Origin of the sequence: Streptomyces sp. NBC_00287, assembly GCF_036173105.1 — a bacterium.
Classification (GTDB): Bacteria; Actinomycetota; Actinomycetes; order Streptomycetales; family Streptomycetaceae; genus Streptomyces.
In genome coordinates this window covers 2,344,721-2,369,887 of the sequence record NZ_CP108053.1, presented here as the reverse complement: position 1 = coordinate 2,369,887, position 25,167 = coordinate 2,344,721, and the positions used below count along the sequence as shown (strand labels likewise).

The window sequence follows — 25,167 nt, the reverse complement described above, 5'->3', positions numbered from 1 at the left end:
GCTAGGGGGGTTCATGAGACACAGAGCGAGATCGATCCTCGCTGTCGGCGCGCTCCTGATCGGCGGAGCGAGCATCGCACCCATTGCCCAGGCACAGCACGGCAGTTCGGACACCTCCGACGCCGACGAGGTCAAGGTCTTCCGCGCCGAGGTCACCAAGAAGCAGATCCCGCTGCTGCTGGCCGCCGGACAGGACGGCCATGAACTCAGTGAGCAGGCGCCCGAGAAGGGCACCGCCACGATCGAGGTCTACCTCACCGACAAACAGGCCGACAAGCTGGAGAAGCAGGGCGTCGAGCTCACCGAGCACACCCTGTCCACCAAGGCCGAGCAGCGCGTCGAGGCGGCGGCCGAGGGCGTCTACCGGCCCTACAGCGGCAGCGGCGGCATCAAGGAGGAGATCCTGCGGACCGGCCAGGAGAACCCCGGCCTCACCAAGGTCGTCTCCCTCGGCAAGACCGTGAACGGCCAGGACATCCTGGCGCTGAAGCTCACCAAGAACGCCAAGCAGTCCAAGGACGGCGCCAAGCCCTCCGTGCTGTACATGTCCAACCAGCACGCGCGCGAGTGGATCACCCCGGAGATGACGCGCCGGCTGATGCACCACTACCTGGACAACTACCAGACGGACAAGCGGATCAAGAAGATCGTCGACACCACCGAACTGTGGTTCGTGATCTCGGCCAACCCCGACGGCTACGACTACACCTTCGAGGACACGGGCGACCGCCTGTGGCGCAAGAACCTGCGGGACGTCAACGCCGACGGCGCCATCAGCACCGGCGACGGCGTCGACCTCAACCGCAACTTCGCCTACAAGTGGGGCTACGACGACGAGGGTTCGTCCCCGAACCCCACCAGCCAGACCTACCGCGGTGACGCCCCGGGCTCCGAGCCGGAGACCAAGGCGCTGGACGCCTTCCAGAAGCGCATCGGCTTCGAGCTCGGCATCAACTACCACTCGGCCGCCGAGCTCCTCCTCTACGGCGTCGGCTGGCAGGTGGCCACCGACACCCCGGACGACGTGCTCTACAAGGCGCTCGCCGGCACCCCCGACAACCCCGCGGTGCCCGGCTACCACCCGCAGGTCTCCTCGGAGCTCTACACGACGAACGGCGAGGCGGACGGACACGCCTCCAACGTCAACGGCCTGGCGATGTTCACGCCCGAGATGTCGACCTGCCAGACCGCCTCGAACGTCGACCCGAACGACGCCTGGCTCCCCGCCGACTGCCAGTCCATCTTCAACTTCCCGGACGACGAGAAGCTGATCCAGCAGGAGGTCGCCAAGAACATCCCGTTCGCGCTCTCCGTCGCCGAGTCCGCCACCCACCCGGACCGGCCGTCCTCCTCGCTCGGCCTGAAGGCCGCCGACTTCACCCCGGCCCCGTTCACCACGTCGTATTCCCGCGGCGCCGACCAGGAGGTCTCCGTCGTCGCCCGCAAGGCGCTGCGCGACAAGGAGCTCAAGTACCGCGTCAACGGCGGCCGTACGCACGACATGGCGCTGCGGCCCTGGAAGGGCGGCGAGACCTACGGCGGTGAGGACAACCTCTACTTCGACGAGTACCGCGCCAAGGTCGCCGACGGCGATGCCGGTGACAAGGTCGAGGTGTGGTTCACCGGTGAGACCCGGAGCGGAAAGCCCGTCTCCAGCGAGCACTTCACCTACACCGTGGCCGAACGCCCGCGTGCGGACGCCCTCGTGGTAGCCGAGGAAGGCGCGGCCGCCACCCAGGCGCAGACCTACGTCGACGCGCTCAAGGCCAACGGCCACAAGGCCGTCGTCTGGGACGTCGCCACCCAGGGCGCGCCCGACGCGCTCGGTGTGCTCGGCCACTTCGACACCGTCGTCCACTATACGGGCGCCGGCATCCCCGGCAACGCCACCCAGCTCCAGCTGCGCGCCTTCCTCAACGAGGGCGGCAAGCTGATCGAGGCCGGCGAGCAGGCAGGCGGCAGTGTCGACCTCGGCGGCGGCACCCTGTCCAACGACTTCAGCCAGTACTACCTCGGCGCCTTCAGCCGTACGTCGCTGCCCGGGGCGACCGCCTTCGAGGGCGCCGGTGAACTCGCGGGCGCCAAGGGCGCGCTGGCCGGCGCGCCGGGCAACCCGCTGAACGCGGCCGGTTCCTACAGCGTCACCTCCGAGACCCTGCCCGTGGACAGGTTCCCGCAGTTCGCGAGCGCCGGAGCGGGCCGCTACCCCGGCACCGTCAACCCGTACGGCCCGTACGAGGGCAGCTCCATGGCGGCCGTCACGCACAGCGACTACGCCTGGAACCGCCTCACCCGCACGATCGACCTCACCTCGGTGACCGCCGCCCAGGCACCCACGCTGCGCACCCGCATGCTGTGGAGCACCGAGCCGGGCTACGACCACGCCGTGCTGGAGGCACGTACGGCGGGCGGCGACGACTGGACCACGCTGCCGGAGAAGGGCGGCGCCACCAGCACCGCGGTGCCCGACGAGTGCTCCGTCGGGTTCTTCCTCCAGGCCCACCCCGCGCTCAAGCGGTATCTGACGCTCGCCGGTGGCACCTGCACCCCGACCGGCACCAGCGGCTCCTGGAACAGCTTCACCGGGGCGTCGGCCGGCTGGCAGGACGTCTCCTTCGACCTGTCCGCCTACGCGGGCAAGACGGTCGAGGTCTCGCTCGGCTACATCACCGACCCCGGTTCCGGCGGCCGAGGCGTCCTCGTCGACAACGCCTCCGTGGTGATCGGCGGCAGCGCCGTCGACACCGAGGGCTTCGAGACATCGCTCGGCGCCTGGAGCGTCCCGGGCCCGCCCGAGGGCAGCCCCGTGGTCGTCAAGGACTGGGCGCGCGTGGGTCAGCTCTTCCAGACGTACGGCGCGGTCACCACGGACGACACCGTGCTGCTGGGCTTCGGCCTGGAGCACGTCGTCGCCCCGGCCGACCGTGCGGCCCTGATCGGCGAGGCGCTCACCTCCCTCGACGGTTGAGACCGGGTCCAGCCGGCCTCGACTCTCCGTGATCGACGGGTGACAGGCCGGTGAAGCCCGGGGGTGGTCCGTACCCCTACTGGCGGGTACGGACCGCCTGCCCGTGTATGCGGCATCTCAATGTCACCTCGGGGGCCTCAGGGAGGTAGGGTCGTAGGCGGTCGGGGACATCCCAAATACAGCTCGCCGGCACCGCATGGCCGGCGTACCAACGAGGAGATCGGTTCGTGACGATCCGCGTAGGCATCAACGGCTTCGGTCGTATCGGTCGCAACTACTTCCGCGCACTGCTGGAGCAGGGTGCTGACATCGAGATCGTGGCTGTCAACGACCTGGGTGACACTGCGACCACCGCTCACCTGCTGAAGTACGACACCATTCTGGGGCGTCTCAAGCAGGAGGTCACCCACACCGCCGACACGATCACGGTCGACGGTCACACCATCAAGGTCCTGTCCGAGCGCAACCCCGCCGACATTCCGTGGGGCGAACTGGGCGTCGACATCGTCATCGAGTCGACCGGCATCTTCACGAAGAAGGCCGACGCCGAGAAGCACATCGCCGGCGGCGCCAAGAAGGTCCTCATCTCGGCTCCGGCCAAGGACGAGGACATCACCATCGTGATGGGCGTCAACCAGGACAAGTACGACCCGGCGAACCACCACGTCATCTCCAACGCCTCCTGCACCACCAACTGTGTGGCGCCCATGGCGAAGGTTCTCGACGAGAACTTCGGCATCGTCCGGGGTCTGATGACCACGGTGCACGCCTACACCAACGACCAGCGCATCCTTGACTTCCCGCACAAGGACCTGCGTCGCGCGCGTGCCGCCGCCGAGAACATCATCCCGACCACCACCGGTGCCGCCAAGGCCACCGCCCTGGTGCTCCCGCAGCTCAAGGGCAAGCTGGACGGCATGGCCATGCGCGTCCCGGTCCCGACCGGCTCGGTCACCGACCTGGTCGTGGAGCTCAGCCGCGAGGTCACCAAGGACGAGGTCAACGCGGTCTTCAAGAAGGCCGCCGAGGGCCAGCTCCAGGGCATCCTCGAGTACACGGAGGACGAGATCGTCTCCTCCGACATCGTCAACGCCCCGGCGTCCTGCACCTTCGACTCCTCCCTGACCATGGTCCAGGAGGGCAACAGCGTGAAGGTCATCGGCTGGTACGACAACGAGTGGGGCTACTCCAACCGCCTCGTCGACCTGACGGAATTCGTCGGCAACCAGCTCTGATCTCCGGAGCAGGCACTTCGATGTGACAGCAGGGCTCGGGCGGCGCAGGGACGCGCTGCCCGGGCCCTGTCTCACGTACCGACCGGCCCTCTTAGGATCACGAGCATCACGCATACTTCTCGGGAGCCCTCTCAATGAAGACGATCGACGAACTCCTCGCCGAAGGCGTCACCGGCAAGCGGGTTTTCGTCCGCGCCGACCTCAATGTGCCGCTGGACGGCACCACGATCACCGACGACGGCCGGATCCGCGCCGTCCTGCCCACCGTCAAGGCCCTCGCCGAGGCGGGCGCCCGGGTGGTTGTGGCCTCTCACCTGGGCCGCCCCAAGGGTGCCCCGGACCCGGCTTTCTCCCTGGCGCCGGCCGCCGCCCGGCTCGGTGAACTCCTCGGCGCCGGCGTGGCCTTCGCGACCGACACGGTCGGCGAGTCCGCCACGGCCACGGTCGCGGGCCTCGCCGACGGCCGGGTCGCCGTCATCGAGAACCTGCGCTTCAACGCCGGCGAGACCGCCAAGGACGACGCCGAGCGCGCCGCCTTCGCCGACCAGCTCGCCGCCCTCGCGGACGTCTACGTCGGCGACGGCTTCGGCGCCGTGCACCGTAAGCACGCCTCCGTGTACGACCTTCCGGGCAAGCTGCCGCACTACGCCGGCTACCTCATCGCCACCGAGGTCGGCGTCCTGAAGAAGCTCACCGAGGACGTCAAGCGCCCCTACGTCGTCGCGCTCGGCGGCGCCAAGGTCTCCGACAAGCTCGCCGTCATCGACCAGCTGCTCGGCAAGGCCGACCGCATCCTCATCGGCGGCGGCATGGCCTACACCTTCCTCAAGGCCAAGGGCCACGAGGTCGGCATCTCCCTCCTCCAGGAGGACCAGGTCCCGGTCGTCACCGAGTACATGGAGCGCGCCGAGAAGAACGGCGTCGAGATCGTCCTGCCGGTCGACGTCCTGGTCGCCACCGAGTTCCCGGACCTGAAGACCAAGGCCCCGGCCAACCCCACTACCGTCGCCGCGGACGCCATCCCCGCCGACCAGGAGGGCCTGGACATCGGTCCGGAGACCCGCAAGCTGTACGCCTCGAAGCTCGCCGACGCGGCCACCGTCTTCTGGAACGGCCCCATGGGCGTCTTCGAGCACCCCGACTACGCCGAGGGCACCAAGGCGGTCGCCCAGGCACTCCTCGACTCCCCGGCCTTCACGGTCGTCGGCGGCGGCGACTCCGCCGCGGCCGTCCGCATCCTGGGCTTCGACGAGAACGCATTCGGCCACATCTCGACCGGCGGCGGCGCCTCCCTCGAATACCTTGAGGGCAAGACGCTCCCCGGCCTCGCCGCACTGGAGGACTGACCTTAATGAGCACGCGCACGCCGCTGATGGCGGGCAACTGGAAGATGAACCTCAACCACCTCGAGGCCATCGCCCACGTCCAGAAGCTCGCCTTCGCCCTGGCCGACAAGGACTATGAGGCCGTCGAGGTCGCCGTCCTGCCGCCCTTCACCGACCTGCGCTCCGTGCAGACCCTGGTCGACGGCGACAAGCTGAAGATCAAGTACGGCGCCCAGGACATCTCCGCGCAGGACTCCGGCGCCTACACCGGCGAGATCTCCGGCCCGATGCTGGCCAAGCTGAAGTGCACGTACGTGGCCATCGGCCACTCCGAGCGCCGCCAGTACCACAACGAGACCGACGAGATCGTCAACGCCAAGGTCAAGGCCGCCTACAAGCACGGCCTGACCCCGATCATGTGCGTCGGCGAGGAGCTGGACGTCCGTGAGGCGGGCAACGCCGTCGCGCACACCCTCGCCCAGGTCGAGGGCGGTCTGAAGGACCTCCCGGCCGAGCAGGCCGAGACCGTCGTGATCGCCTACGAGCCCGTCTGGGCCATCGGCACCGGCAAGGTCTGCGGCGCCGAGGACGCCCAGGAGGTCTGCGCCGCCATCCGCGCCAAGCTCGCCGAGCTGTACACCCAGGAGCTGGCCGACAAGGTCCGCATCCAGTACGGCGGCTCGGTCAAGTCGGGCAACGTCGCCGAGATCATGGCGCAGGCCGACATCGACGGCGCCCTGGTGGGCGGTGCCTCGCTGGACGCCGACGAGTTCGTCAAGATCGTGCGCTTCCGCGACCAGTAAGTATGCGGTAGCGGCGATCCGTCGTACCCTTGCGGGGGCACAGCCCGGTGGCTGTGCCCCTGTCGTCCATCCAGATCCGAGGAAGTTGGTCCAGCCGTGGTTATGGGGTTCTCGATCGCCCTGATCGTGTTCAGCGGTCTGCTGATGCTGCTGGTGCTGATGCACAAGGGCAAGGGCGGCGGCCTCTCCGACATGTTCGGTGGCGGCATGCAGTCGTCCGTCGGCGGCTCCTCGGTCGCCGAGCGCAACCTCGACCGGATCACCGTCGTGGTCGGTCTGCTCTGGTTCGCGTGCATTGTCGTGCTCGGCCTTCTGATGAAGGTGAACAACTGACCGGCACGCACAATCGGTACGTAAGGCCCCATGTTCGGTACGCGCAGCTGAGCGCGGCCTATCATGGGGCTTGCGTCTAGATGTGGGGGCTGTAACTCCAATCACTGGACGCGCGTTGGGCCTTACGTAGACTGAGGCGCTCGCAACGAAGCGAAACGCCGACTCGCTTCGCGGCACCATCACGCAGGGAGTTACGACCGTGGCAAGTGGCAACGCGATCCGAGGAAGCCGGGTCGGGGCGGGGCCGATGGGCGAGGCCGAGCGCGGCGAGTCCGCGCCGCGGCTGCGCATCTCCTTCTGGTGCTCCAACGGGCACGAGACCCAGCCCAGCTTCGCCAGCGACGCGCAGGTTCCCGACACCTGGGACTGCCCGCGCTGCGGCTTCCCCGCCGGGCAGGACCGGGACAACCCGCCGGACCCGCCGCGCACCGAGCCCTACAAGACGCACCTCGCCTACGTACGGGAGCGGCGCAGCGACGCGGACGGCGAGGCGATCCTCGCCGAGGCGCTCGCCAAACTGCGGGGCGAGATCTAGAAGTTGAGGACCGGCCAGGCACCGAGCAGTGCCTGGCCGTAGCTGTTTCGCGGCCTGCCGGCCCCTGTGCCCCGGCCGATTGTCAGTGGTGCCCTCTACGGTTTGTGCATCGATCTTTGTGGATCGGGCGGATCGTGAGGGGGACACGTGGCGACGGTCGAGTCGGGGGATGCGCGCGCACCAGCGTGGCGCGGGGGTTTCGGGCGGTTGTGGAGCGCCGCCGCGCTCTCCAGCTTCGGCGATGCCCTGCGTACGGCCGCGCTGCCGCTGCTCGCCGCGACGCTGACGGACCGGCCGCTGCTCATCGCCGCGGTGACCGCCTGCGGATATCTGCCCTGGCTCGTCTTCGGGTTGCTGGGCGGCGCCGTCGCCGACCGGGTGGACCAGCGGCGCGCGATGTGGATGGTGGACGCGGTACGGGGGTTGCTGGTCGCCTGTTTCGCGGTGGCCGTCGCTCTGGGGCACGCCTCCATCACCCTGCTGATCGCCCTGGCCTTCGCCCTGACCACGCTGCAGACCCTCTTCGACAACGCCTCGACGGCTCTGTTGCCCGCCTTGGTCGACCGCGCCGAGCTGGGCAGCGCCAACGCCCGCTTGATGACCGGGCAGCGGATCGCGGGCGGTCTGCTGGGCGCTCCGGCCGTGCCGTTGCTGCTCGCGGCCGGGGCGGCGGCGCCCTTCGTGGCCGACGCGGTTACCTTCCTGGTGGCGGCAGCACTGGTCGCCTCGCTGCGGACCGCTCCGCCGGAGCGCGGGGCCAGACCGGCGGGCAGCACCCTGCGCGGTGATATCGCCCAAGGGCTGCGCACTTTGTGGCGGGACCGGGCCCTGCGCGGACTGTGCGCCGCTACCGCCCTCTGCAACATCGGCATGGGCGCCCTGATCGCCACCTTGGTGCTGCTGGTGACGGGCTGGCTGGACGCGGGCAATACCGGATACGCGGTTGCGATGACCGCCTACACCGTCGGCAGCCTCACCGGCGGGCTGGCCGGCGGCGCGCTCGTCGCCCGGGTGGGGCGGGTGCGGGCGGTGCTGCTCGCGGGAAGCGTGCAGATCGGTGCGCTCGTCGCGATGGGCTCGGTGCGCAGTCTCGCCGCCCTGGCCCTCGCCCTGGCCGTGTTCGGGTTCATGGGCATGGTGTGGAACGTCAACACCACGACCCTGATGCAGCAGCGCAGTCCGGCCGACATGCTGGGCCGGGTCAGCTCGGCCTTCCGGACTCTCGGGGTCGCCGGAGCACCGCTGGGCGCGCTGCTCGGCGGAGCCGTCGCCACCGCCTGGGGACTCAACAGCCCGGCCCTGCTCGCGGCCGCGTTCTTCGTCCTGTCCGTCATCGCGCTGATACCTGTGCTCAAGGTGGACGTACTTGTTGTTGCCCCGCACGACGACAGCACGACAGCTCACGTCACCCGCTGATCAACTAGGTTGGAACAGCGGGGACAGGTACGAAAGAAGGCTGAAGTCCGAGATGAACCAAGACGGCCGTACCAGGCTCAACCAGACTCCCGAGTGGACCGCACTGGCCAAACATCGCGAGGAGCTCGGCGAGGTCGGACTGCGCGAGCTGTTCGCCGCCGACCCCGGCCGCGGCGCCGGCTACACGCTCCAGGTCGGCGACCTGTACGTCGACTACTCCAAGCACCTCGTCACCGACGAGACGCTGCGCCTGCTGCGTGAGCTGGCCGCCGCCACCGAGGTGTTCGGGCTGCGCGACGCCATGTTCCGCGGCGAGAAGATCAACGTCACCGAGGACCGAGCGGTCCTGCACACCGCGCTGCGCGCCCCGCGCGATGCGGTGATCGAGGTCGACGGGGAGAACGTCGTGCCGGGGGTGCACGCCGTCCTCGACAAGATGAGCGCCTTCGCCGACCGCGTCCGCTCCGGCGCGTGGACCGGCCATACCGGCAAGCGCATCAGGAACATCGTCAACGTCGGCATCGGCGGCTCCGACCTGGGTCCCGCCATGGCGTACGAGGTGTTGCGCGCGTTCACCGACCGGGAGCTGACGGTCCGTTTCGTGTCGAACGTCGACGGCGCGGATCTGCACGAGGCCACCCGTGACCTGGACGCGGCGGAGACGCTGTTCATCATCGCCTCCAAGACCTTCACCACCATCGAGACGATCACCAACGCCACCTCGGCGCGCAACTGGCTGCTGGGGGAGCTGAACGCCGGTCAGGAAGCCGTCGCCCAGCACTTCGTGGCGCTGTCGACGAACACCGAGAAGGTGGCGGAGTTCGGCATCGACACGGCCAACATGTTCGAGTTCTGGGACTGGGTCGGCGGACGCTACTCCTACGACTCGGCGATCGGCCTCTCCCTGATGATCGCCATCGGCCCGGACCGCTTCCGTGAGATGCTCGACGGCTTCCGGCTGGTCGACGAGCACTTCAAGAGCGCCCCCGCCGAGTCCAATGTGCCGCTGTTGCTGGGCCTGTTGGGCATCTGGTACGGCAATTTCCACGACGCCCAGTCGCATGCCGTGCTGCCCTACAGCCACTACCTGTCCAAGTTCACGGCGTACCTCCAGCAGCTCGACATGGAGTCCAACGGCAAGTACGTCGGCCGGGACGGGCGCCCCGTGGAGTGGCAGACCGGGCCCGTCGTGTGGGGCACGCCGGGGACCAACGGGCAGCACGCCTACTACCAGCTCATCCATCAGGGCACCAAGCTGATCCCGGCGGACTTCATCGGCTTCGCCGAGCCGGTCGCCGAGCTGAACGAGGAACTCAAGGCGCAGCACGACCTGTTGATGGCGAACTTCTTCGCGCAGACGCAGGCGCTGGCCTTCGGCAAGACGCCTGAGGAGGTGCGGGCGGAGGGCGTGCCGGAGGAGCTGGTCACCCACAAGACCTTCAAGGGCAACCACCCGACGACCACGATCCTCGCGCGTGAGCTGACCCCGTCGGTGCTCGGCCAGCTGATCGCCCTCTACGAGCACAAGGTGTTCGTCCAGGGTGCCGTGTGGAACATCGACTCCTTCGACCAGTGGGGCGTGGAGCTCGGCAAGGTCCTCGCCAAGCGCGTCGAGCCCGCCCTCACCGAGGGCGCCGAGGTCCCGGGTCTGGACGCGTCTTCCAAGGCGCTGGTCGCCAAGTACAGGGAGCTGCGCGGACGGTGATCCGAGAAGCGGGCGGCGGGGAGTCGTCCGCTTCGACTAGACTCCCCCGGCGATCAAGTAAACGATCACTCGGGGGAGTGGAAGTTGACAAGTCCACAGGGGAGTTGGACCGACGGCACGCTGACCGTGCGGGACTTTCTGAAGCCGCAGCGTGTGGCGCGGGCGATGTTTCATCCGCGATGGATTCCGGCCTCGCTCGATTCGTCCGTCGAGGCCCTCAAGCGCGTCAGGATCATCGCCGGGGCGGTCGCTGCGGTGGGTGTCTACACCTTCGTGGAGGGTGGGTTCGCCTTCGATGAGATCCTGGAGAACGCACTGACGGCTTGCGCGGTGCTGTTGGTGATCACGCCGCTGACGGTGGGCGTGATGCTCTATCGCTGGCGGCGTGCGGGGAGTTGGCGGCTGGTGCGGCAGCCGTTGATGAACTCGCTGAAGCTGTTGTTGCTGTTCATCGGCTCGGTTGTCGGGACGGTGCTGCTCTTTCAGTTGTCCACGGCGATCGGGGGCATCGCGATGCTGCCGTTCGGCTTGGCGGCGCTGTGGATGACGGGATTCGTGGCCGCGGGCGCGTTCCGGGTTTCCGGGAACTTTTTCGGTACGGCGGCGGTGCATCGCTGTCTGCCGCCGCTGCTGGCGACGGTGACGACGTGGCTGATGGCCATTCCGGACCTGATCACGGGTGACCTGCATGGGCTGAGCTTGACTATGGGGATCCTCTTCATCCTGGGTGCGCCGGTGACGGTCACGAGTATCGCGGTGCTGGAGATGGGGCGGCTGAAGCGGTATTACGGCATACGGTTGGACGCGCTGCCTCCGGCGGTTCCGCCGATGCCTTCGGCTCCGCCGCCGTATGTTCCATCTCAGGGCAATCCGTACGGAAATCCCTACGGCAGCTAGTGGTTCGCCGCGGCGCCGTTGTGGCTGGTCGCGCAGTTCCCCGTGCCCCTATCGGGGCGCTTCAGGCGACCGAGCTCAGAGTGTCCGTCAGTCGGCGCCGGGCAGCCCGAGCCGCCGGTAGTGCGGCAAGCGCAGCCGACCCAACTACCGCCGTCGCCCCGAACACCAGCAGGAGAGCTGCCGACGGGCCGTCCGCTATTCCGGCCCCGATGCCGCTCGACCTGCCCTGTGCGTCGATCAGCCACCGGCCCAGCGGTGCCCCCAGGGCCGTGCCCGCCGCTACCGCGGCCAATGTCGTACAGGCGGTCGCCGTGACCGTGATGCCTGTGACCTGGCGTGGTGAGAGGCCGATTGCCTTCAGAGCCAGCAGGTCGCGCTCGCCCTCTCGCACCATGCCGCCGATCGCCGTCAGGAGCTCGATCAGGCCTATGAGCGCCAGCACGGTGATCAGGCCGACCACGACTCCGCGCAGTGGTGAGAGGCCGTCGGCGGGGTTGGGTACGGCGTGTACGTCCACGTGCCCGTGGCCGGCTGTGGTCAGGCGGTTCGCGACCTCGGAGGCGTTCGCGTCCGGGTGGAGGCGCAGTTCGTAGCGGGTCGGGGCCAGTGCGGGGTCGTTTTCTCGCAGGGTGTCCAGGGACGTGGAGATCACCCGTCCCGCGTTCTCCGGTTCGATGCTGCGGCCCACGATGTGCAGGATCTGCGGCTGGTCGCCGACCGTCATGCGGACCCAGTCGCCGACCCGTACATCCAGCAGATTCAGCAGGCCCTGCCCGGCGACCGCCTCGTCACGGCCGTTCGCGGGGCGGCCCTCCGCCAGGGCGTACGGGTAGGGATCCTCCCGCGTACCCAGGCCGCGCAGCGCGATCGTGGAGGTCTGGCCCGGGACCAGTGCCGCGACCTCGACGCCGGGGTAGACCGCGGCGACCTGTGGGTCGTGTTCCAGGAGTGCGCGCGCGTCCCGGGCGCCGATGCCGGAGTCCGTGTGGACGGTGAGCGCGGTGGGCAGGCCGATCTGCTCGGGGCGGCTCTGGAAGCGGTCGATGGTGCTCCACGCGCTGAGCGCCACGACGATCAGCAGCAGCGGCAGGGCGAGCCGGGCGACGGTGGCGAGGGTGCGGGGGCGGCGGGCGAACGCGGTGTGCCAGCCCAGTACCAGCGCGGGGGACAGCCGTATGCCCAGCATCCGCCGGACCGGCCCAGACAGCCCGCCGCCCGCCGAAGCCGTCGGTCGGGGCACCGGCACCGGCGGTACCCGGCCCGCCCGCCAGGCCGCGAGGCCGGTGGTCGCGGCGATGAGCAGGACCGCGCAGGCCGGGACCGCGAACAGGGCCACCGCATGTCCGGGCAGGCCCTGCCACACGCCGATCGCGTCGCCGAGGCGGCCGGGGAGACGGTTGCCCAGGGCCTCGGTGAGCGCGGCCGCGGACACGGCGCCGAGCAGGGCGTAGGCGAGGTGCTGGAGCAGATAGACGCGGACGACCTGGCCCGGGGTGAAGCCGATGGCCTTCAGGATCGAGATGTCTCGGAGGTGGCCGCGGATACGCGTGCCGATCGCGCCGTGCACGGCGAGTCCGGCGGCGATGAGGGCGCCCAGGCCGAACAGGCCCAGCACTTGGCCGAGCAGTCGGTTGTCTCCCTGTTCCTCGGCGCGCGCCTGCTGCCAGGTGGTGACCTCGCCGACCGCGCCGGCGCCGAGCACGGTGACGGCGCGCTGGACGGCGTAGTCGGTGTCCTCGGGGTCGGTCAGGCGCAGGCCGGTGACCTGGCCGCTCGGGTCGCGCACGGCGGACGGCAGGGCCCAGACCAGGCCGGGCCGTTCGCCGGGCTGGTAGCGGGGCTCGGCGCTGTCGGCGACGCCGAGGACGGTGAGGGTGCGTGCGGTGCCGGGGAGGGTGAGGGTGTCTCCGGGGGCGGCGAGGAGGGTGCGGGCGAGGCGGGATTCCAGGACGACGCCGTCGGGGGTGGCCGGGTCCAGCCAGTGCCCGGAGGTCAGCAGCGGGCGGCCGACGGAGGGCTGGTCCGGGGTGCCGCGCAGTTCGACCGAGGCGCGGGCGCCGCGGGAGGCGAGGGTGGCGGAGGCGGTGGGGTAGGGGCCTGCGACGGAGGCGACGCCGTCGAGGGCGTTCAGTCTGCCCGCGTCGGCGGACGGGCCCGTGTGCAGCCAGACGTGGGCGCCGCGGGACTGGGTGAAGACGCGCTGCCAGGGGTTGGTGGCGTAGCCGAACAGGGCCGTGGCCAGCAGCAGGGAGACGACGACGCCCGCGGTGGCGAGGACGAGGAACAGCGCCTCGCCGCGGTGCGCGCGCAGATCGGAGTGCGCCCAGCGCAGGGTGGCTCGCATCCGGCTCAGGCCCCCCGGGGATCGTCGTACGCCCGCATGTCAGTCCCTGAGTTCCAGTACGCCCGATATGCCCGCGCGGCGCGGCGGGGTGCCGTCGTCGAGCGTCGCGTCGTCGGCTATGCGGCCGTCGAAGAAGCTGATCACTCGGTCCGCGGCGCTCGCGAGACGGGCGTCGTGGGTGACCAGCAGGATCGTCTGGCCGCGCTGGTGGAAGCGGGACAGCAGCCGCATCACCTCGCGGGTGCCCTTGCTGTCCAGGCTGCCCGCGGGCTCGTCGGCCAGCAGCAGCGGGGGATGGTTGACCAGGGCGCGGGCCAGGGCGACCCGCTGCTGTTCGCCGCCGGACAGCTCGCCCGGCATGCTGCGCTCCTTGCCCGCGAGGCCCAGCTCGGCCAGCAGCTCCTCGCGCTCGGCGCGCGCCCGCCGCGGCGGGACCCCTGCGAGCAGGGCGGGCAGCTCGACATTGTCGGCGACGGACAGGTTGGACACCAGGTTGAAGAACTGGAAGACGATCCCGATCCGCTTTCTGCGCTCCACGGCCCAGCGCCCCTCGCTCCACGCATCCGTGGGCACACCGTCCAGGCGGATGCTGCCGCTGTCCGGTCGTTGCAGACCGCCCAGCAGATGCAGCAGCGTCGACTTCCCGGCGCCGGACGGGCCGGTGATCGCCACGAACTCGCCGGGCGCCACGCGCAGATCGACGCCGCGCACCGCGTGCGCCGGGGCGCCCTCGCCGTAGTGCGTCTTGACCAGGCCCTCGGCGTGCAGCACAGGAGCGGGACCGTCGCTCATTCCAGCTCCTCCAGCTCTTCCTGGCAGCGCTCCAGCCAGTCGAGATCGGCCTGGAGATGCAGCATCGCGCCCTCGATGAGCAGATGGGCGATGCGGTTGTCGCGGTCTTCGGCGGCGGCCAGCTTCGAGAGATTGCGCATGGTGGTGAGGTACTGGCGCCGCTGTTTGTTGATGAGGGCGATCTGGTCGGCGAGATGCGTCCGGGGAGCGAGGGCCAGCTTCATGAAGAACTCGTCCCGCACCCGCGGCTCGTCCTCGGTCTCCTCGAACCAGGCGCTCAGCGCCTCCCGCCCGGCGTCGGTGAGGTGATAGACCTTCTTGTTGGGCCGGCTGGACTGTTCGACGTCCTCGCCCTCGATCAGTCCCGACTTCTCGAGGCGGCCGAGGGTGACATAGATCTGGCCGACGTTCGGCTGAGGGTACGCCGAGCCCAGCAGTTGCTCAAGGTCCTGCTTGAGCTCGTAGCCGTGGGCGGGGCCGCGCGCGAGGAGTGCCAGGAGGGGCAGGCGCACTCGTGCTGTCCTCCTCGGGTCCTCGCCATGTGCGACAGGCGTAATGTGCGACAGACCCTAGTATCGCGCATACCTAACAGGTATACATGGCCTCTGGCGACGACGCCCGTGCCGGTGTACAGGGAGGAACCTATGCGGTGGATACACGCCGCCGGTAGGGGCCTCCTCGTTCTGCTGGTGGTCCTGACCGGTTACGCCGCCTCCGGTGTGCGGTCCGGGCAGGCGGCCGACGGTGGGCGCGGTCCGCTCACCCTGGCCACCGCCGGTGACCTCACCGGTTATCTAGGTCCCCTCCTGGAGGGCTGGAACCGGACCCACCCCGGTGAGCGGGTCACCCTCGTCGAGCTGCCGGACTCCGCCGACGAGACCCACGCCCAGATGGCCACCGACCTGCGCGACGACGGCCGAGGCCGGTTCGACGTGCTCAATATCGACGTCAACTGGACCTCCGAGTTCGCGGCGGCGGGCTGGATCCGACCGCTGCCGCGGGACCGCTTCCCGCTGGAGACCTTCCTGCCCCCGGTCGTCGACACGGCGACCTACGACGGCCGGCTCTACGCAGTCCCGTACGTGACCAACGCGGGCCTGCTCCTCTACCGCAAGGACATCCTCGCCGAGGAAGGCGTCGACCCGCCGCGCACCTGGGCCGAGTTGGAGCACCTCGCGAAGACCGTCGCGCCGAAGCACGGACTCGACGGCTACGCGGGCCAGTTCCTGCCGTACGAGGGACTCACCGTCAACGCGGCCGAGGCCGTCTACTCGGCGGGCGGGTCGATCCTCGGCGGCGAGGGCGAGCGGGTCACCGTCGACTCAGCCGCCGCCCGTGAGGGCATCGGGTTCCTGGCGCGCGGGGTGCGCGAGGGCTGGATCCCCGAGCGGGCGCTGGCCTACAAGGAGGAGGAGTCCAAGCAGGCCTTCCAGGACGGACGCCTGCTCTTCCTCCGCAACTGGCCCTACGCCTATGTCGTCGCCGACGCCGAGGGGTCGCCGGTCGCCGGGAAGGTCGGCGCCGTGCCGCTGCCGGGGCCCGACGGGCCGGGGACGAGTGTGCTCGGAGGCTCCAATCTGGCCGTCAGTACGCATGCCCGGCACCCCGACTCCGCCGCGCGTCTGATGGCGTACCTGACCAGTGAGCGCGTTCAGCGCCAGGTGATCACGCGCGGCGCACTGCCGCCGGTACGGGCCGGACTCTACGAGGATCCCGAGCTCATCAGGGAGTTCCCGTACCTGCCGACCCTGCGCGAGAGCGTGCTCACGGCCGCCCCGCGCCCCAAGAGCCCGCGCTACGACCAGGTCAGCCTGGTGGTGCAGGCCGTCGTGCGGGACGCGATGACCGGGCGCATGACGCCCGAGGCGGCGGTACGGAGGCTGGCGCGCGAGCTGGCCGAGGTCTCCGGCCGCTAGCTCGCTACTTACTTGTTAGGTAACGCGGATGTCTCATCTGACCTCATAGTGGCCCTGTAAGTCCGGATTTGTTACCCCAACTCCCCAGTAGCCTTCGTTCTCTTCATTGACACCCCTCTGACACGCCTACCTAACATGCATACATGTTGAGTAAGTACCGCTGGTGGCGGGACGCGGTGATCTACCAGGTGTACGTCCGCAGCTTCCTGGACAGCACCGGCGACGGCGTCGGCGATCTCGCAGGCGTCCGGGCCGGACTGCCGTATCTGAAGAAGCTCGGCGTCGACGGGATCTGGCTGAGCCCCTTCTATCCCTCGCCGCAGCACGACCACGGGTACGACGTCGCCGACTACCGCGACGTCGACCCCCTCTTCGGCGACCTCGCCGAGTTCGACCTGCTGATGGCGGCCGCCCGACGGCTCGGCGTCAAGGTGGTGCTGGACATCGTTCCGAACCACTGCTCCAGCGAGCACCCGTGGTTCCGCGAGGCCCTCGCCGCGGAGCCCGGCAGCGCGGCCCGTGCCCGCTTCCACTTCGCCGACGGCCGCGGCCCGGACGGCGCGGAGCCGCCCAACAACTGGCACTCGATGTTCGGCGGCCCGGCCTGGACCCGCGTCGAGGACGGCCAGTGGTACCTGCACATGTTCGCGCCCGAGCAGCCCGACTGGAACTGGCGCAACCCCGAGATCGGCGCCGAGTTCGACCAGGTGCTCCGCTTCTGGCTCGACCGGGGCGTCGACGGCTTCCGTATCGACGTCGCCGCCGGTCTCTTCAAGCACCCGGACCTGCCCGACTCGGACGACCCCGAGGCCGACGCCCGCACCCGCGACTCGGTCAACCCGCTCGCCTGGAACCAGCCCGAGGTGCACGAGGTGTGGCGCCGGTGGCGTGCCGTCTGCGAGGAGTACACAGGCCGCGACGGCCGCGAGCGGCTCCTGGTCGGCGAGGTGTCCGTGCCGACGGCACGCGAGCACGCCCTGTATGTCCGCCCGGACGAACTCCACCAGGCCTTCTTCTTCGATCTGCTCGGCGCCCCCTGGGACGCCGACGCCTTCCGCAAGGTCATCTCCGAGGCCATGCAGGACATAGCCGGCACGGGTTCGACGGTCACCTGGGTCCTCAACAACCACGACCAGGTCCGCACCGTCACCCGCTACGGCGAACCGGCCACCGAGGGCAGCGGACTCGGCGCCGCCCGCGCCCGCGCCGCCGCGCTGCTGATGCTGGCGCTGCCCGGAGCCGCGTACATCTACCAGGGCGAGGAGCTGGGCCTGCCCGAGGTCGTCGATCTGCCCGACGATGTGCTCACCGACCCGATCTTCCGGCGCACCGGAAGCCGGGCCCGGATCCGCGACGGCTGCCGGGTGCCGCTGCCCTGGTCGGGACAGGCCTCGCCGTTCGGCTTCACCTCCGGGGTCGAGGGCGCCAAGCCCTGGCTCCCGCAGCCGTCGTACTTCGCCGAGTACGCCACCGACCGGGCCCTCGCCGACACCCGCTCCTTCTGGCACCTCTACCGCGACGGCCTCCAACTGCGCGCCTCACTACCCCAGTTGGGCGAGGGCGAGCTGCGCTGGCTGGACAGCCCGCCCGGCGTCCTCGCCTTCACCCGCGGCGACGGGGTCGTCTGCGCCGTCAACTTCGGTACGGCCCCTGCCCCCGCGCCGGTCTCCGGCACCCCGCTGCTGTCCAGCGGCCCCTGCCCGGCCGGGGTCCTGCCCGGCGCCACGGCCGCCTGGTGGATCGGCGACCTCTGATTTTCCGTCAACTCCCAACCTCTTGAAGGGACATCAACGATGATGCGACGACTGCTTGTGGGCTGCACCGCCCTCACCCTGGCGCTCGGCGCCACCGCCTGTGGCGGCGGCCCGGTCACGGCCGACGGCGGCGACCAGGAGCTCAGCGGCCAGACGGTCACCGTGGCCGGAGTCTGGTCCGGCAGCGAACAGAAGAACTTCCAGAAGGTGCTGGACGCCTTCACCGAAAAGACCGGCGCCAAGACGCAGTTCGTGTCCACCGGCGACAACGTCTCCACCGTCGTCGGCAGCAAGATCGAGGGCGGCAACGCCCCCGAGGTCGTGATGGTCCCGCAGGTCGGCGTCCTGAAGCAGTTCGCCGAACAGGGCTGGCTCCAGCCGCTGTCCAAGACCACCGAGCAGTCCGTCGACGCCGACTTCGCACCGGTCTGGAAGACCTACGGCAGCGTCGACGGCACCTTCTACGGCCTCTACTTCAAGGCCGCCCACAAGTCGACCGTCTGGTACAGCCCCGACGCCCTCGACCAGGCCGGGGTGGAGCCGCCGCGGACGTACGAGGAGATGCTGAAGGCCGGCCGCACGGTCTCCGACTCCGGGCTCGCCGCCTTCTCCGTCGCCGGGCAGGACGGCTGGACGCTCACCGACTGGTTCGAGAACGTCTATCTCTCCCAGGCCGGACCCGAGAAGTACGACGCGCTCGCCGCGCACGAGCTGAAGTGGACCGACGCCAGCGTGGTCGAGGCGCTCACCACCCTCGGCACGCTCTTCAAGGACGAGCAGCTGATAGCCGGCGGCCAGGACGGCGCCCTGAACACCGACTTCCCCGGCTCGGTGGAGAAGGTCTTCGGGCCGAAGGCGGAGGCCGGCATGGTCTACGAGGGGGACTTCGTCGCAGGCGTCGCCAAGGACCAGTTCGGCAAGTCCATCGGCGACGACGCCAACTTCTTCCCCTTCCCGGCGGTCGACGGCGGCGAGGCACCCGTCGTCAGCGGCGGTGACGCGGCCGTCGTACTGAAGGACGGCAAGAACCAGAAGGCCGCCCAGGCGCTCGTGGAGTTCCTGGCGACCCCGGAGGCCGCGGCCGTGTGGGCCGAGGCGGGCGGTTTCCTGTCGCCGAACAAGAAGCTGGACCCGTCCGCGTACAGCGACGGGGTCACCCGGGCGACCGCCAAGTCCCTGATCGCCGCAGGGGATTCGGTCCGCTTCGACATGTCCGACCAGGCTCCCGCGGCCTTCGGCGGCACCAAGGGCACCGGCGAGTGGAAGATCCTCCAGGACTTCCTGCGCGACCCGTCCGACCCGAAGGCGACCGCGGCGCAGCTGGAGGCCGCGGCGGCCAAGGCGTACAAGGGCTGACGCGCCATGACCGCGACCCTCGTCAAGGAGACGAACCCCCCGCCACCCGTCACACTCGCCTCGCGTGCCAGACGCCTGCGGCGGCGGGGGCGGATCATCGCCCTCCTCTTCGTCCTCCCAGCCCTGCTCCTGCTCGGCGCGCTCGTCGTCTACCCCGTGCTGTTCTCCGTCGGCCGCAGCTTCTTCGACGCCTCCGGCACCGAGTTCGTCGGCGGCGAGAACTACTCCGAGATGTTCCGCGACCCGGCCACCCTCAAGGCCGTCCGCAACACCGCGATCTGGGTGGTGGTGGCCCCGGCCCTGCTGACCGGGCTCGGCCTGATCCTGGCCGTTCTGGTGGAGAAGGTCCGCTGGGCCACCGCGTTCAAGCTCCTGCTGTTCATGCCGATGGCGGTGTCCTTCCTCGCCGCCGGCATCATCTTCCGGCTCGCCTACGACGAGGACCCGGACAAGGGCGTCCTGAACGCCGCCGTGGTCTCCGTCCATGACGCCATCAAGGGCACGTCGGCGTACCCGACCGCGCGGGGGAGGGAGGGGCAGGGGCTGAGCAAGTCCGCTGACGGCTCGTATCGTACGAGCGCCTCGACCGGGGAGTCGGTGACGCTCGGGCTGGTCGGTGTGCCGCCGAAGGAACTGCCCGCCGACGCCTCGCCCGCATACGCGGCAGCCGCCCTTCCGGCCGCCCCTGGTGAACTGCGCGGCGTCGTCTACCTGGACTTCACGCCCGGTGGGGGAGGGGAGCAGGGGAAGGTCGACCGGCGGGAGAGCGGGCTGCCGGAGGTCACGGTCGAGGCGGTGCGCGACGGGCGTACGGCGGCTACGACGACGACCGGGTCCGACGGTTCCTTCCGCTTCCCCGAACTGGCCCAGGGTTCCTACGAGATACGGTTGCCGGCCTCCAACTTCGCCGCGCCTTATGAGGGGATCTCGTGGCTGGGGCCGGTGCTGGTGACGCCCGCGATCATCGGGGCGTATCTGTGGATCTGGACCGGGTTCGCGATGGTGCTGATCGGCGCCGGGCTCGCCACGTTGCCGCGTGACGCGTTGGAGGCGGCGCGGATGGACGGTGCCAATGAGTGGCAGATCTTCCGGAAGATCACCGTGCCGCTGCTCGCGCCTGTGCTGACCGTGGTCTTCGTGACGCTGGTGATCAATGTGATGAAGGTCTTCGATCTCGTCTACATCATCGCGCCGGGGCCGGTGCAGGAGGACGCGACTGTCCTCGCCACCCAGATGTGGCTGGTGTCGTTCGGCGGCGGCAACAACCAGGGGCTCGGCAGCGCGCTCGGCGTCCTTCTGTTGCTGCTCGTCGTGCCGGCCATGGTCTTCAACCTCCGCCGCTTCCGAAGGAGTCAGCGATGAACGCCGTCCGCCGGGCCCTCGGCAGCAGTGTGGTGCAAGTCTTTCTCGTCCTGGTCGGTCTGCTCTGGGTCACTCCGCTCGCCGGGCTGCTGTTGTCCTCGCTGAGATCGGCCGAGGACACCGCGACGGGTGGCTGGTGGACGGTGTTCACCAGTCCCGGGCAGCTGTCCCTCGACAACTACTCGGCGTTGTTGGGGAACGCGGGGATCACGCAGGCGTTCTGGAACACCGTGCTGATTTCGGTGCCGACGACTGTGCTGGTCGTGGTCCTCGCGGCGCTCGCCGGATATGCCTTCGCCTGGCTGGACTTTCCCGGGCGGGAGACGATCTTCCTGGTCGTGGTGGCGCTGTTGGTGGTCCCCGTGCAGGTCGGACTGCTCCCGGTGGCCAAACTCTTCGGCCAGTTGGGGTTGTTCGGGACGATTCCCGGCGTCGTCCTCTTCCATGTCGCCTACGGGTTGCCGTTCGCGGTGTTTCTGCTGCGGAACTACTTCGCCGAGATGCCCAAGGAGATGTTGGAGGCCGCGCGGATGGACGGGGGTGGGGAGTGGCGGATCTTCACGCGGCTCGTGCTGCCGGTGGGGCGGCCCGCGATCGCCAGCCTCGCGATCTTCCAGTTCCTGTGGGTATGGAACGACATGCTGGTCGCCCTGCTCTTCGCGGACAGCTCGTCTCAGCCGCTGACTGTGGAACTCCAGTCGCAGATACGGCAGTTCGGCAGCAACATCGATGTGCTGGCGCCGGGGGCGTTTGTGTCGTTGGTGGTGCCGGTGGTGGTGTTCTTCGCGTTTCAGCGGCACTTTGTGCAGGGGGTTATGGCGGGGTCGGTGAAGTAGGGGTTTTCGCCCCCGCCGCCCCTACCCGTCCCATCCCGGGGCTCCGCCCCGGACCCCGCTCCTCAAACGCCGGAGGGGCTGAAATTTGCGGCACCGGCGTTTCCAGCCCGTCCGCCGTTTGAGGACGAGGCCCCTTCAGGGCCGAAGCGGGGGTCTGGGGGCGGCAGCCCCCAGGGGACGGGAATGGGTAGGGGCGGCGGGGGCGAAACAACCCCCGCCGCCCCCGACTCACGCCGAAGCCGGCGGATACAGCGACCGCGGCAGTTGCGAGGCCGCCGCCGCGTCCAACAGCCACAGCGTGCGCTGTCTGCCGTACGCGCCCGCCGCCGGTGCCTGGACCTCGCCCGCGCCCGAGAGGGCTATCGCCGCGGCCTGGGCCTTGTCCTCGCCCGCTGCCAGGAGCCAGACCTCACGGGCCGCCCGGATCGCCGGGAGGGTGAGGGTCACCCGGGTGGGCGGCGGCTTGGGCGCGCCGTGTACGCCGACCACCGTCCGCTCGGTCTCGCGGACCGCCGGAAGCTCCGGGAACAGCGACGCCACATGCGTGTCCGGTCCGACGCCCAGCATCAGGACATCGAACGTCGGCACCGCGCCGTGGTTCTCGGGGCCTGCCGCGCGGGCCAGTTCAGCGGCGTACGCGGCCGCCGCCGCGTCCGCGTCGGTGCCGTAGGGGCCGTCCGAGGCGGGCATGGCGTGCACCCGCTTGGGGTCCAGGGGCACCGAGTCCAGCAGGGCCTCGCGGGCCTGCGTGACATTGCGCTCCGGGTCGTCCTCCGGGAGGAAGCGTTCGTCGCCCCACCAGAGGTCGAGCCGACCCCAGTCGATGGCGTCCCGGGCGGGGGCCGCGGCCAGCGCGGCCAGCAGGCCGTTGCCGTTGCGGCCACCCGTGAGGACCACGGACGCGTAGCCCCGGGAGGCCTGGGCGTCCACGATCTTCGTGATCAGCCGGGCCGCCGCGGCCTGTGCCATCAGCTCCTTGTCGCGGTGCACGACCAGCTGCGGAGTGCTCACTTCGCAGCCGCCCTCTTCACCGGGGCCTTCTTCGCTGCCTTCTTGGCGGGCGCCTTCACGGCGTCCTCCACCGGAGTCTCCACCGCGACCGGCTCCTCGGCGACCGGCTCCTCGGCCGGAGCCTCCTCAACCGTCGCGTTGAGCCGCTCCACCCCGAACCGCAGCGCCGAGGCGTACGTGTCGTCCGGGTCCAGCCGTCGCAGTTCCTCCGCGATCAACTCGGCCGTCTCACGCCGCTTGAGCGCCACCGCACGGTCCGGCTGGCCCTGGATGGACAGGGTGGCAAGGGAGCCGTCCGCCCGGTCCAGCACTATCGGGCCGCAGTCGGTGGCCATCCGTACCGCCGTCAGACCGGGGCCCGACGAGAGCGACCGCTTCACCGGGACGTCGAGACGGTCCGCGAGCCACATGGCCAGCAGCTCGCAGCTCGGGTTGAACTCCTCGCCCTCCACCTCCACGCCCTTGACCTCGCACACGACCTGGTCCAGAGCCGCGGCCAGCATCGAGCGCCAGGGCGTGATGCGGGTCCACGACAGGTCCGTGTCGCCGGGGGTGTAGGTGCCGGCGCGGGCTTCCAGGTCCCGTACCGGCTGCTCGGAGGCGTAGGTGTCGGTCACCCGGCGCTGGGCCAGTGCGCCCAGCGGGTCGGCGGCCGGGTCCAGCGGTGCGTTCACCGGCCACCAGACCACGACCGGCGCGTCCGGCAGCAGCAGCGGCAGGACTACCGACTGGGCATGGTCCACGACATCGCCGTACAGCCGCAGCACGATCGTCTCGCCGGTGCCCGCGTCCGCGCCCACCCGCACATCGGCGTCCAGGCGGGACTTCGTACGGTCGCGGGGCGAGCGCGAGACGCGCTTGATGACCACGAGCGTGCGCGAGGGGTGCTCGCGCGAGGCGTCGTTCGCGGCCTTGAGCGCGTCGTACGCGTTCTCCTCGTCCGTCACGATGACCAGCGTGAGGACCATGCCGACGGCCGGGGTGCCGATGGCCCGGCGGCCCTGGACGAGGGCCTTGTTGATCTTGCTGGCCGTGGTGTCCGTGAGGTCTATCTTCATGGCCGGCGCCAGCTCCGTCCGTCTCGCTCAAGCATGTCGTCCGCCTCGACGGGACCCCAGCTACCGGCCGGGTACTGGGCCGGAGTGCCGCTCTTGTCCCAGTACACCTCGATCGGGTCGAGGATCTTCCAGGACAGCTCGACCTCCTCGGTACGCGGGAAGAGGTTCGAGTCGCCGAGCAGGACGTCCAGGATGAGGCGCTCGTACGCCTCCGGACTGGACTCCGTGAAGGACTCGCCGTAGGCGAAGTCCATGGACACGTCCCGGATCTCCATCGAGGTGCCGGGCACCTTGGAGCCGAAGCGGACCGTGACACCCTCGTCCGGCTGAACGCGGATCACGATCGCGTTCTTGCCCAGCTCCTCCGTCGCCGTGTGGTCGAAGGGGGAGTGCGGCGCCCGCTGCAGGACCACCGCGATCTCGGTGACCCGGCGGCCCAGGCGCTTTCCGGTGCGCAGATAGAAGGGGACGCCCGCCCAGCGGCGGTTGTCGACCTCCAGCTTGATCGCGGCGTAGGTGTCGGTCTTCGACTTGGCGTCGATGCCCTCCTCCTGGAGGTACCCGACCGCCTTCTCGCCGCCCTGCCAGCCTGCCGAGTACTGCGCGAACACGGTGTCCCGGCCCAGGTCCCTCGGCAGCCGCACGGCACCGAGCACCTTGGTCTTCTCCGCGGCCAGCGCGTCCGCGTCGAAGGAGGCGGGCTCCTCCATGGCCGTCAGGGCCATCAGCTGGAGCAGGTGGTTCTGGATGACGTCACGGGCGGCGCCGATGCCGTCGTAGTAGCCGGCGCGGCCGCCGATGCCGATGTCCTCGGCCATGGTGATCTGCACATGGTCCACGAAGGACCGGTTCCAGATCGGCTCGAACATCGTGTTGGCGAAGCGCAGCGCCAGGATGTTCTGGACGGTCTCCTTGCCCAGGTAGTGGTCGATACGGAAGACCTGGTCCGGGGCGAAGACCTCGTGCACGACCTTGTTGAGCTCCTCGGCCGACTTCAGGTCGTGGCCGAACGGCTTCTCGATCACCGCGCGGCGCCAGGAGCCGCCCGTCTGGTCGGCGAGACCGTGCTTCTTCAGCTGCTGGATGACCACCGGGAAGGAGCGCGGCGGCACCGAGAGGTAGAAGGCGAAGTTGCCGCCCGTGCCCTGTGCCTTGTCCAGCTCGTCGATGGTGTCGCGCAGCCGCTCGAAGGCCTCGTCGTCGTCGAAGGTGCCCTGGACGAAGCGCATGCCCTGGATGAGCTGGTGCCAGACCTCCTCGCGGAAGGGGGTCCGGGCGTGCTCCTTGACCGCGTCGTGGACCTCTTGGGCGAAGTCCTCGTTCTGCCACTCACGCCGGGCGAAACCGACCAGCGAGAAACCCGGCGGCAGCAGACCCCGGTTCGCGAGGTCGTACACGGCGGGCATGAGCTTCTTTCGTGACAAATCGCCCGTGACGCCGAAGATGACCAGGCCCGACGGCCCCGCGATACGCGGGAGCCGTCGGTCTGCGGGGTCACGCAGCGGGTTGCTGCTTGACAAG

At 69.7% G+C, this 25,167-nt stretch carries 20 protein-coding genes; 14 read left to right on the top strand and 6 right to left on the bottom strand.

All coding sequences use genetic code 11. The features are described 5' to 3' along the window. The first annotated feature begins 13 nt into the window (after positions 1-13). The 9 genes from OHT76_RS10825 to OHT76_RS10785 all read left to right on the top strand — a co-directional run bounded on the left by OHT76_RS10825 (position 14) and on the right by OHT76_RS10785 (position 11,217). A complete protein-coding gene (locus OHT76_RS10825; protein ID WP_328870554.1) occupies positions 14-2,968 on the top strand; it encodes a M14 family metallopeptidase in 2,955 nt (984 codons plus the stop codon). Positions 2,969-3,195: 227 nt separating this feature from the next. Then, entirely contained in the window at positions 3,196-4,203 is a 1,008-nt protein-coding gene (gene gap / locus OHT76_RS10820) for a type I glyceraldehyde-3-phosphate dehydrogenase (protein ID WP_328870553.1), read from the top strand. A gap of 134 nt (positions 4,204-4,337) precedes the next feature. Beyond that, the gene (locus tag OHT76_RS10815) at positions 4,338-5,549 is read left to right on the top strand and encodes a phosphoglycerate kinase (protein ID WP_328870552.1); all 1,212 of its coding nucleotides are present in this window, start codon (positions 4,338-4,340) and stop codon (positions 5,547-5,549) included. Between the two features lie 5 nt (positions 5,550-5,554). Then, the gene (gene tpiA, locus OHT76_RS10810; RefSeq protein WP_328870551.1) at positions 5,555-6,331 is read left to right on the top strand and encodes a triose-phosphate isomerase; all 777 of its coding nucleotides are present in this window, start codon (positions 5,555-5,557) and stop codon (positions 6,329-6,331) included. Positions 6,332-6,433: 102 nt separating this feature from the next. Continuing rightward, the gene (secG, locus tag OHT76_RS10805) at positions 6,434-6,664 is read left to right on the top strand and encodes a preprotein translocase subunit SecG (RefSeq protein WP_015661252.1); all 231 of its coding nucleotides are present in this window, start codon (positions 6,434-6,436) and stop codon (positions 6,662-6,664) included. Positions 6,665-6,863: 199 nt separating this feature from the next. Further along, positions 6,864-7,199, top strand: a complete 336-nt coding sequence (locus tag OHT76_RS10800; protein WP_003957010.1) for an RNA polymerase-binding protein RbpA — start codon at positions 6,864-6,866, stop codon at positions 7,197-7,199. Between the two features lie 147 nt (positions 7,200-7,346). Further along, positions 7,347-8,615 carry an MFS transporter gene (locus OHT76_RS10795; RefSeq protein WP_328870550.1) on the top strand — a complete coding sequence of 423 codons (1,269 nt, stop codon included), beginning with the start codon at positions 7,347-7,349 and terminating at the stop codon, positions 8,613-8,615. A 52-nt stretch (positions 8,616-8,667) separates the two neighbouring features. After that, the gene (gene pgi / locus OHT76_RS10790) at positions 8,668-10,320 is read left to right on the top strand and encodes a glucose-6-phosphate isomerase (RefSeq protein WP_328870549.1); all 1,653 of its coding nucleotides are present in this window, start codon (positions 8,668-8,670) and stop codon (positions 10,318-10,320) included. A gap of 84 nt (positions 10,321-10,404) precedes the next feature. After that, positions 10,405-11,217, top strand: coding sequence for a hypothetical protein (locus OHT76_RS10785; protein ID WP_328870548.1), 813 nt, complete (start codon positions 10,405-10,407; stop codon positions 11,215-11,217). 61 nt (positions 11,218-11,278) lie between these two features. Here the strand turns inward: OHT76_RS10785 and OHT76_RS10780 are convergent, their stop codons facing one another. From OHT76_RS10780 to OHT76_RS10770, 3 genes are read right to left on the bottom strand one after another with little or no spacing between them, the layout of a single operon-like run. Beyond that, entirely contained in the window at positions 11,279-13,561 is a 2,283-nt protein-coding gene (locus tag OHT76_RS10780; RefSeq protein WP_328870547.1) for an ABC transporter permease, read from the bottom strand. A 39-nt stretch (positions 13,562-13,600) separates the two neighbouring features. Continuing rightward, complete coding sequence (locus OHT76_RS10775; protein ID WP_328870546.1) at positions 13,601-14,353, bottom strand: ABC transporter ATP-binding protein; 753 nt, start codon at positions 14,351-14,353, stop codon at positions 13,601-13,603. Continuing rightward, a complete protein-coding gene (locus tag OHT76_RS10770; protein ID WP_328870545.1) occupies positions 14,350-14,865 on the bottom strand; it encodes a PadR family transcriptional regulator in 516 nt (171 codons plus the stop codon). Before OHT76_RS10770 ends, OHT76_RS10775 begins: the two co-directional genes overlap by 4 nt. 132 nt (positions 14,866-14,997) lie before the next feature. Here OHT76_RS10770 and OHT76_RS10765 point away from each other — a divergent pair, with 132 nt between their 5' ends. From OHT76_RS10765 to OHT76_RS10745, 5 genes are all read left to right on the top strand, one after another. Continuing rightward, positions 14,998-16,269, top strand: coding sequence for an ABC transporter substrate-binding protein (locus OHT76_RS10765; protein WP_328870544.1), 1,272 nt, complete (start codon positions 14,998-15,000; stop codon positions 16,267-16,269). A 143-nt stretch (positions 16,270-16,412) separates the two neighbouring features. Beyond that, a complete protein-coding gene (locus OHT76_RS10760) occupies positions 16,413-18,023 on the top strand; it encodes a glycoside hydrolase family 13 protein (protein ID WP_328870543.1) in 1,611 nt (536 codons plus the stop codon). Positions 18,024-18,062: 39 nt separating this feature from the next. Beyond that, the gene (locus tag OHT76_RS10755; protein WP_328870542.1) at positions 18,063-19,379 is read left to right on the top strand and encodes an ABC transporter substrate-binding protein; all 1,317 of its coding nucleotides are present in this window, start codon (positions 18,063-18,065) and stop codon (positions 19,377-19,379) included. 6 nt (positions 19,380-19,385) lie between these two features. Then, the gene (locus tag OHT76_RS10750; protein ID WP_328870541.1) at positions 19,386-20,741 is read left to right on the top strand and encodes a carbohydrate ABC transporter permease; all 1,356 of its coding nucleotides are present in this window, start codon (positions 19,386-19,388) and stop codon (positions 20,739-20,741) included. Continuing rightward, a complete protein-coding gene (locus OHT76_RS10745; protein WP_328870540.1) occupies positions 20,738-21,577 on the top strand; it encodes a carbohydrate ABC transporter permease in 840 nt (279 codons plus the stop codon). Before OHT76_RS10750 ends, OHT76_RS10745 begins: the two co-directional genes overlap by 4 nt. 228 nt (positions 21,578-21,805) lie before the next feature. Here OHT76_RS10745 and pgl read toward each other — a convergent pair whose 3' ends face one another. Genes pgl through zwf form a run of 3 tightly spaced genes read right to left on the bottom strand, consistent with a single transcriptional unit; the run spans position 21,806 to position 25,166 of the window. Further along, on the bottom strand, positions 21,806-22,588 hold the full coding sequence (gene pgl / locus OHT76_RS10740) for a 6-phosphogluconolactonase (protein ID WP_328870539.1): 783 nt from the start codon (positions 22,586-22,588) through the stop codon (positions 21,806-21,808). Then, on the bottom strand, positions 22,585-23,646 hold the full coding sequence (opcA, locus tag OHT76_RS10735) for a glucose-6-phosphate dehydrogenase assembly protein OpcA (RefSeq protein WP_328870538.1): 1,062 nt from the start codon (positions 23,644-23,646) through the stop codon (positions 22,585-22,587). Before opcA ends, pgl begins: the two co-directional genes overlap by 4 nt. Continuing rightward, complete coding sequence (gene zwf, locus OHT76_RS10730) at positions 23,643-25,166, bottom strand: glucose-6-phosphate dehydrogenase (RefSeq protein ID WP_443049768.1); 1,524 nt, start codon at positions 25,164-25,166, stop codon at positions 23,643-23,645. The genes opcA and zwf overlap by 4 nt, the downstream gene beginning before the upstream one ends. Position 25,167 lies beyond the last annotated feature (1 nt).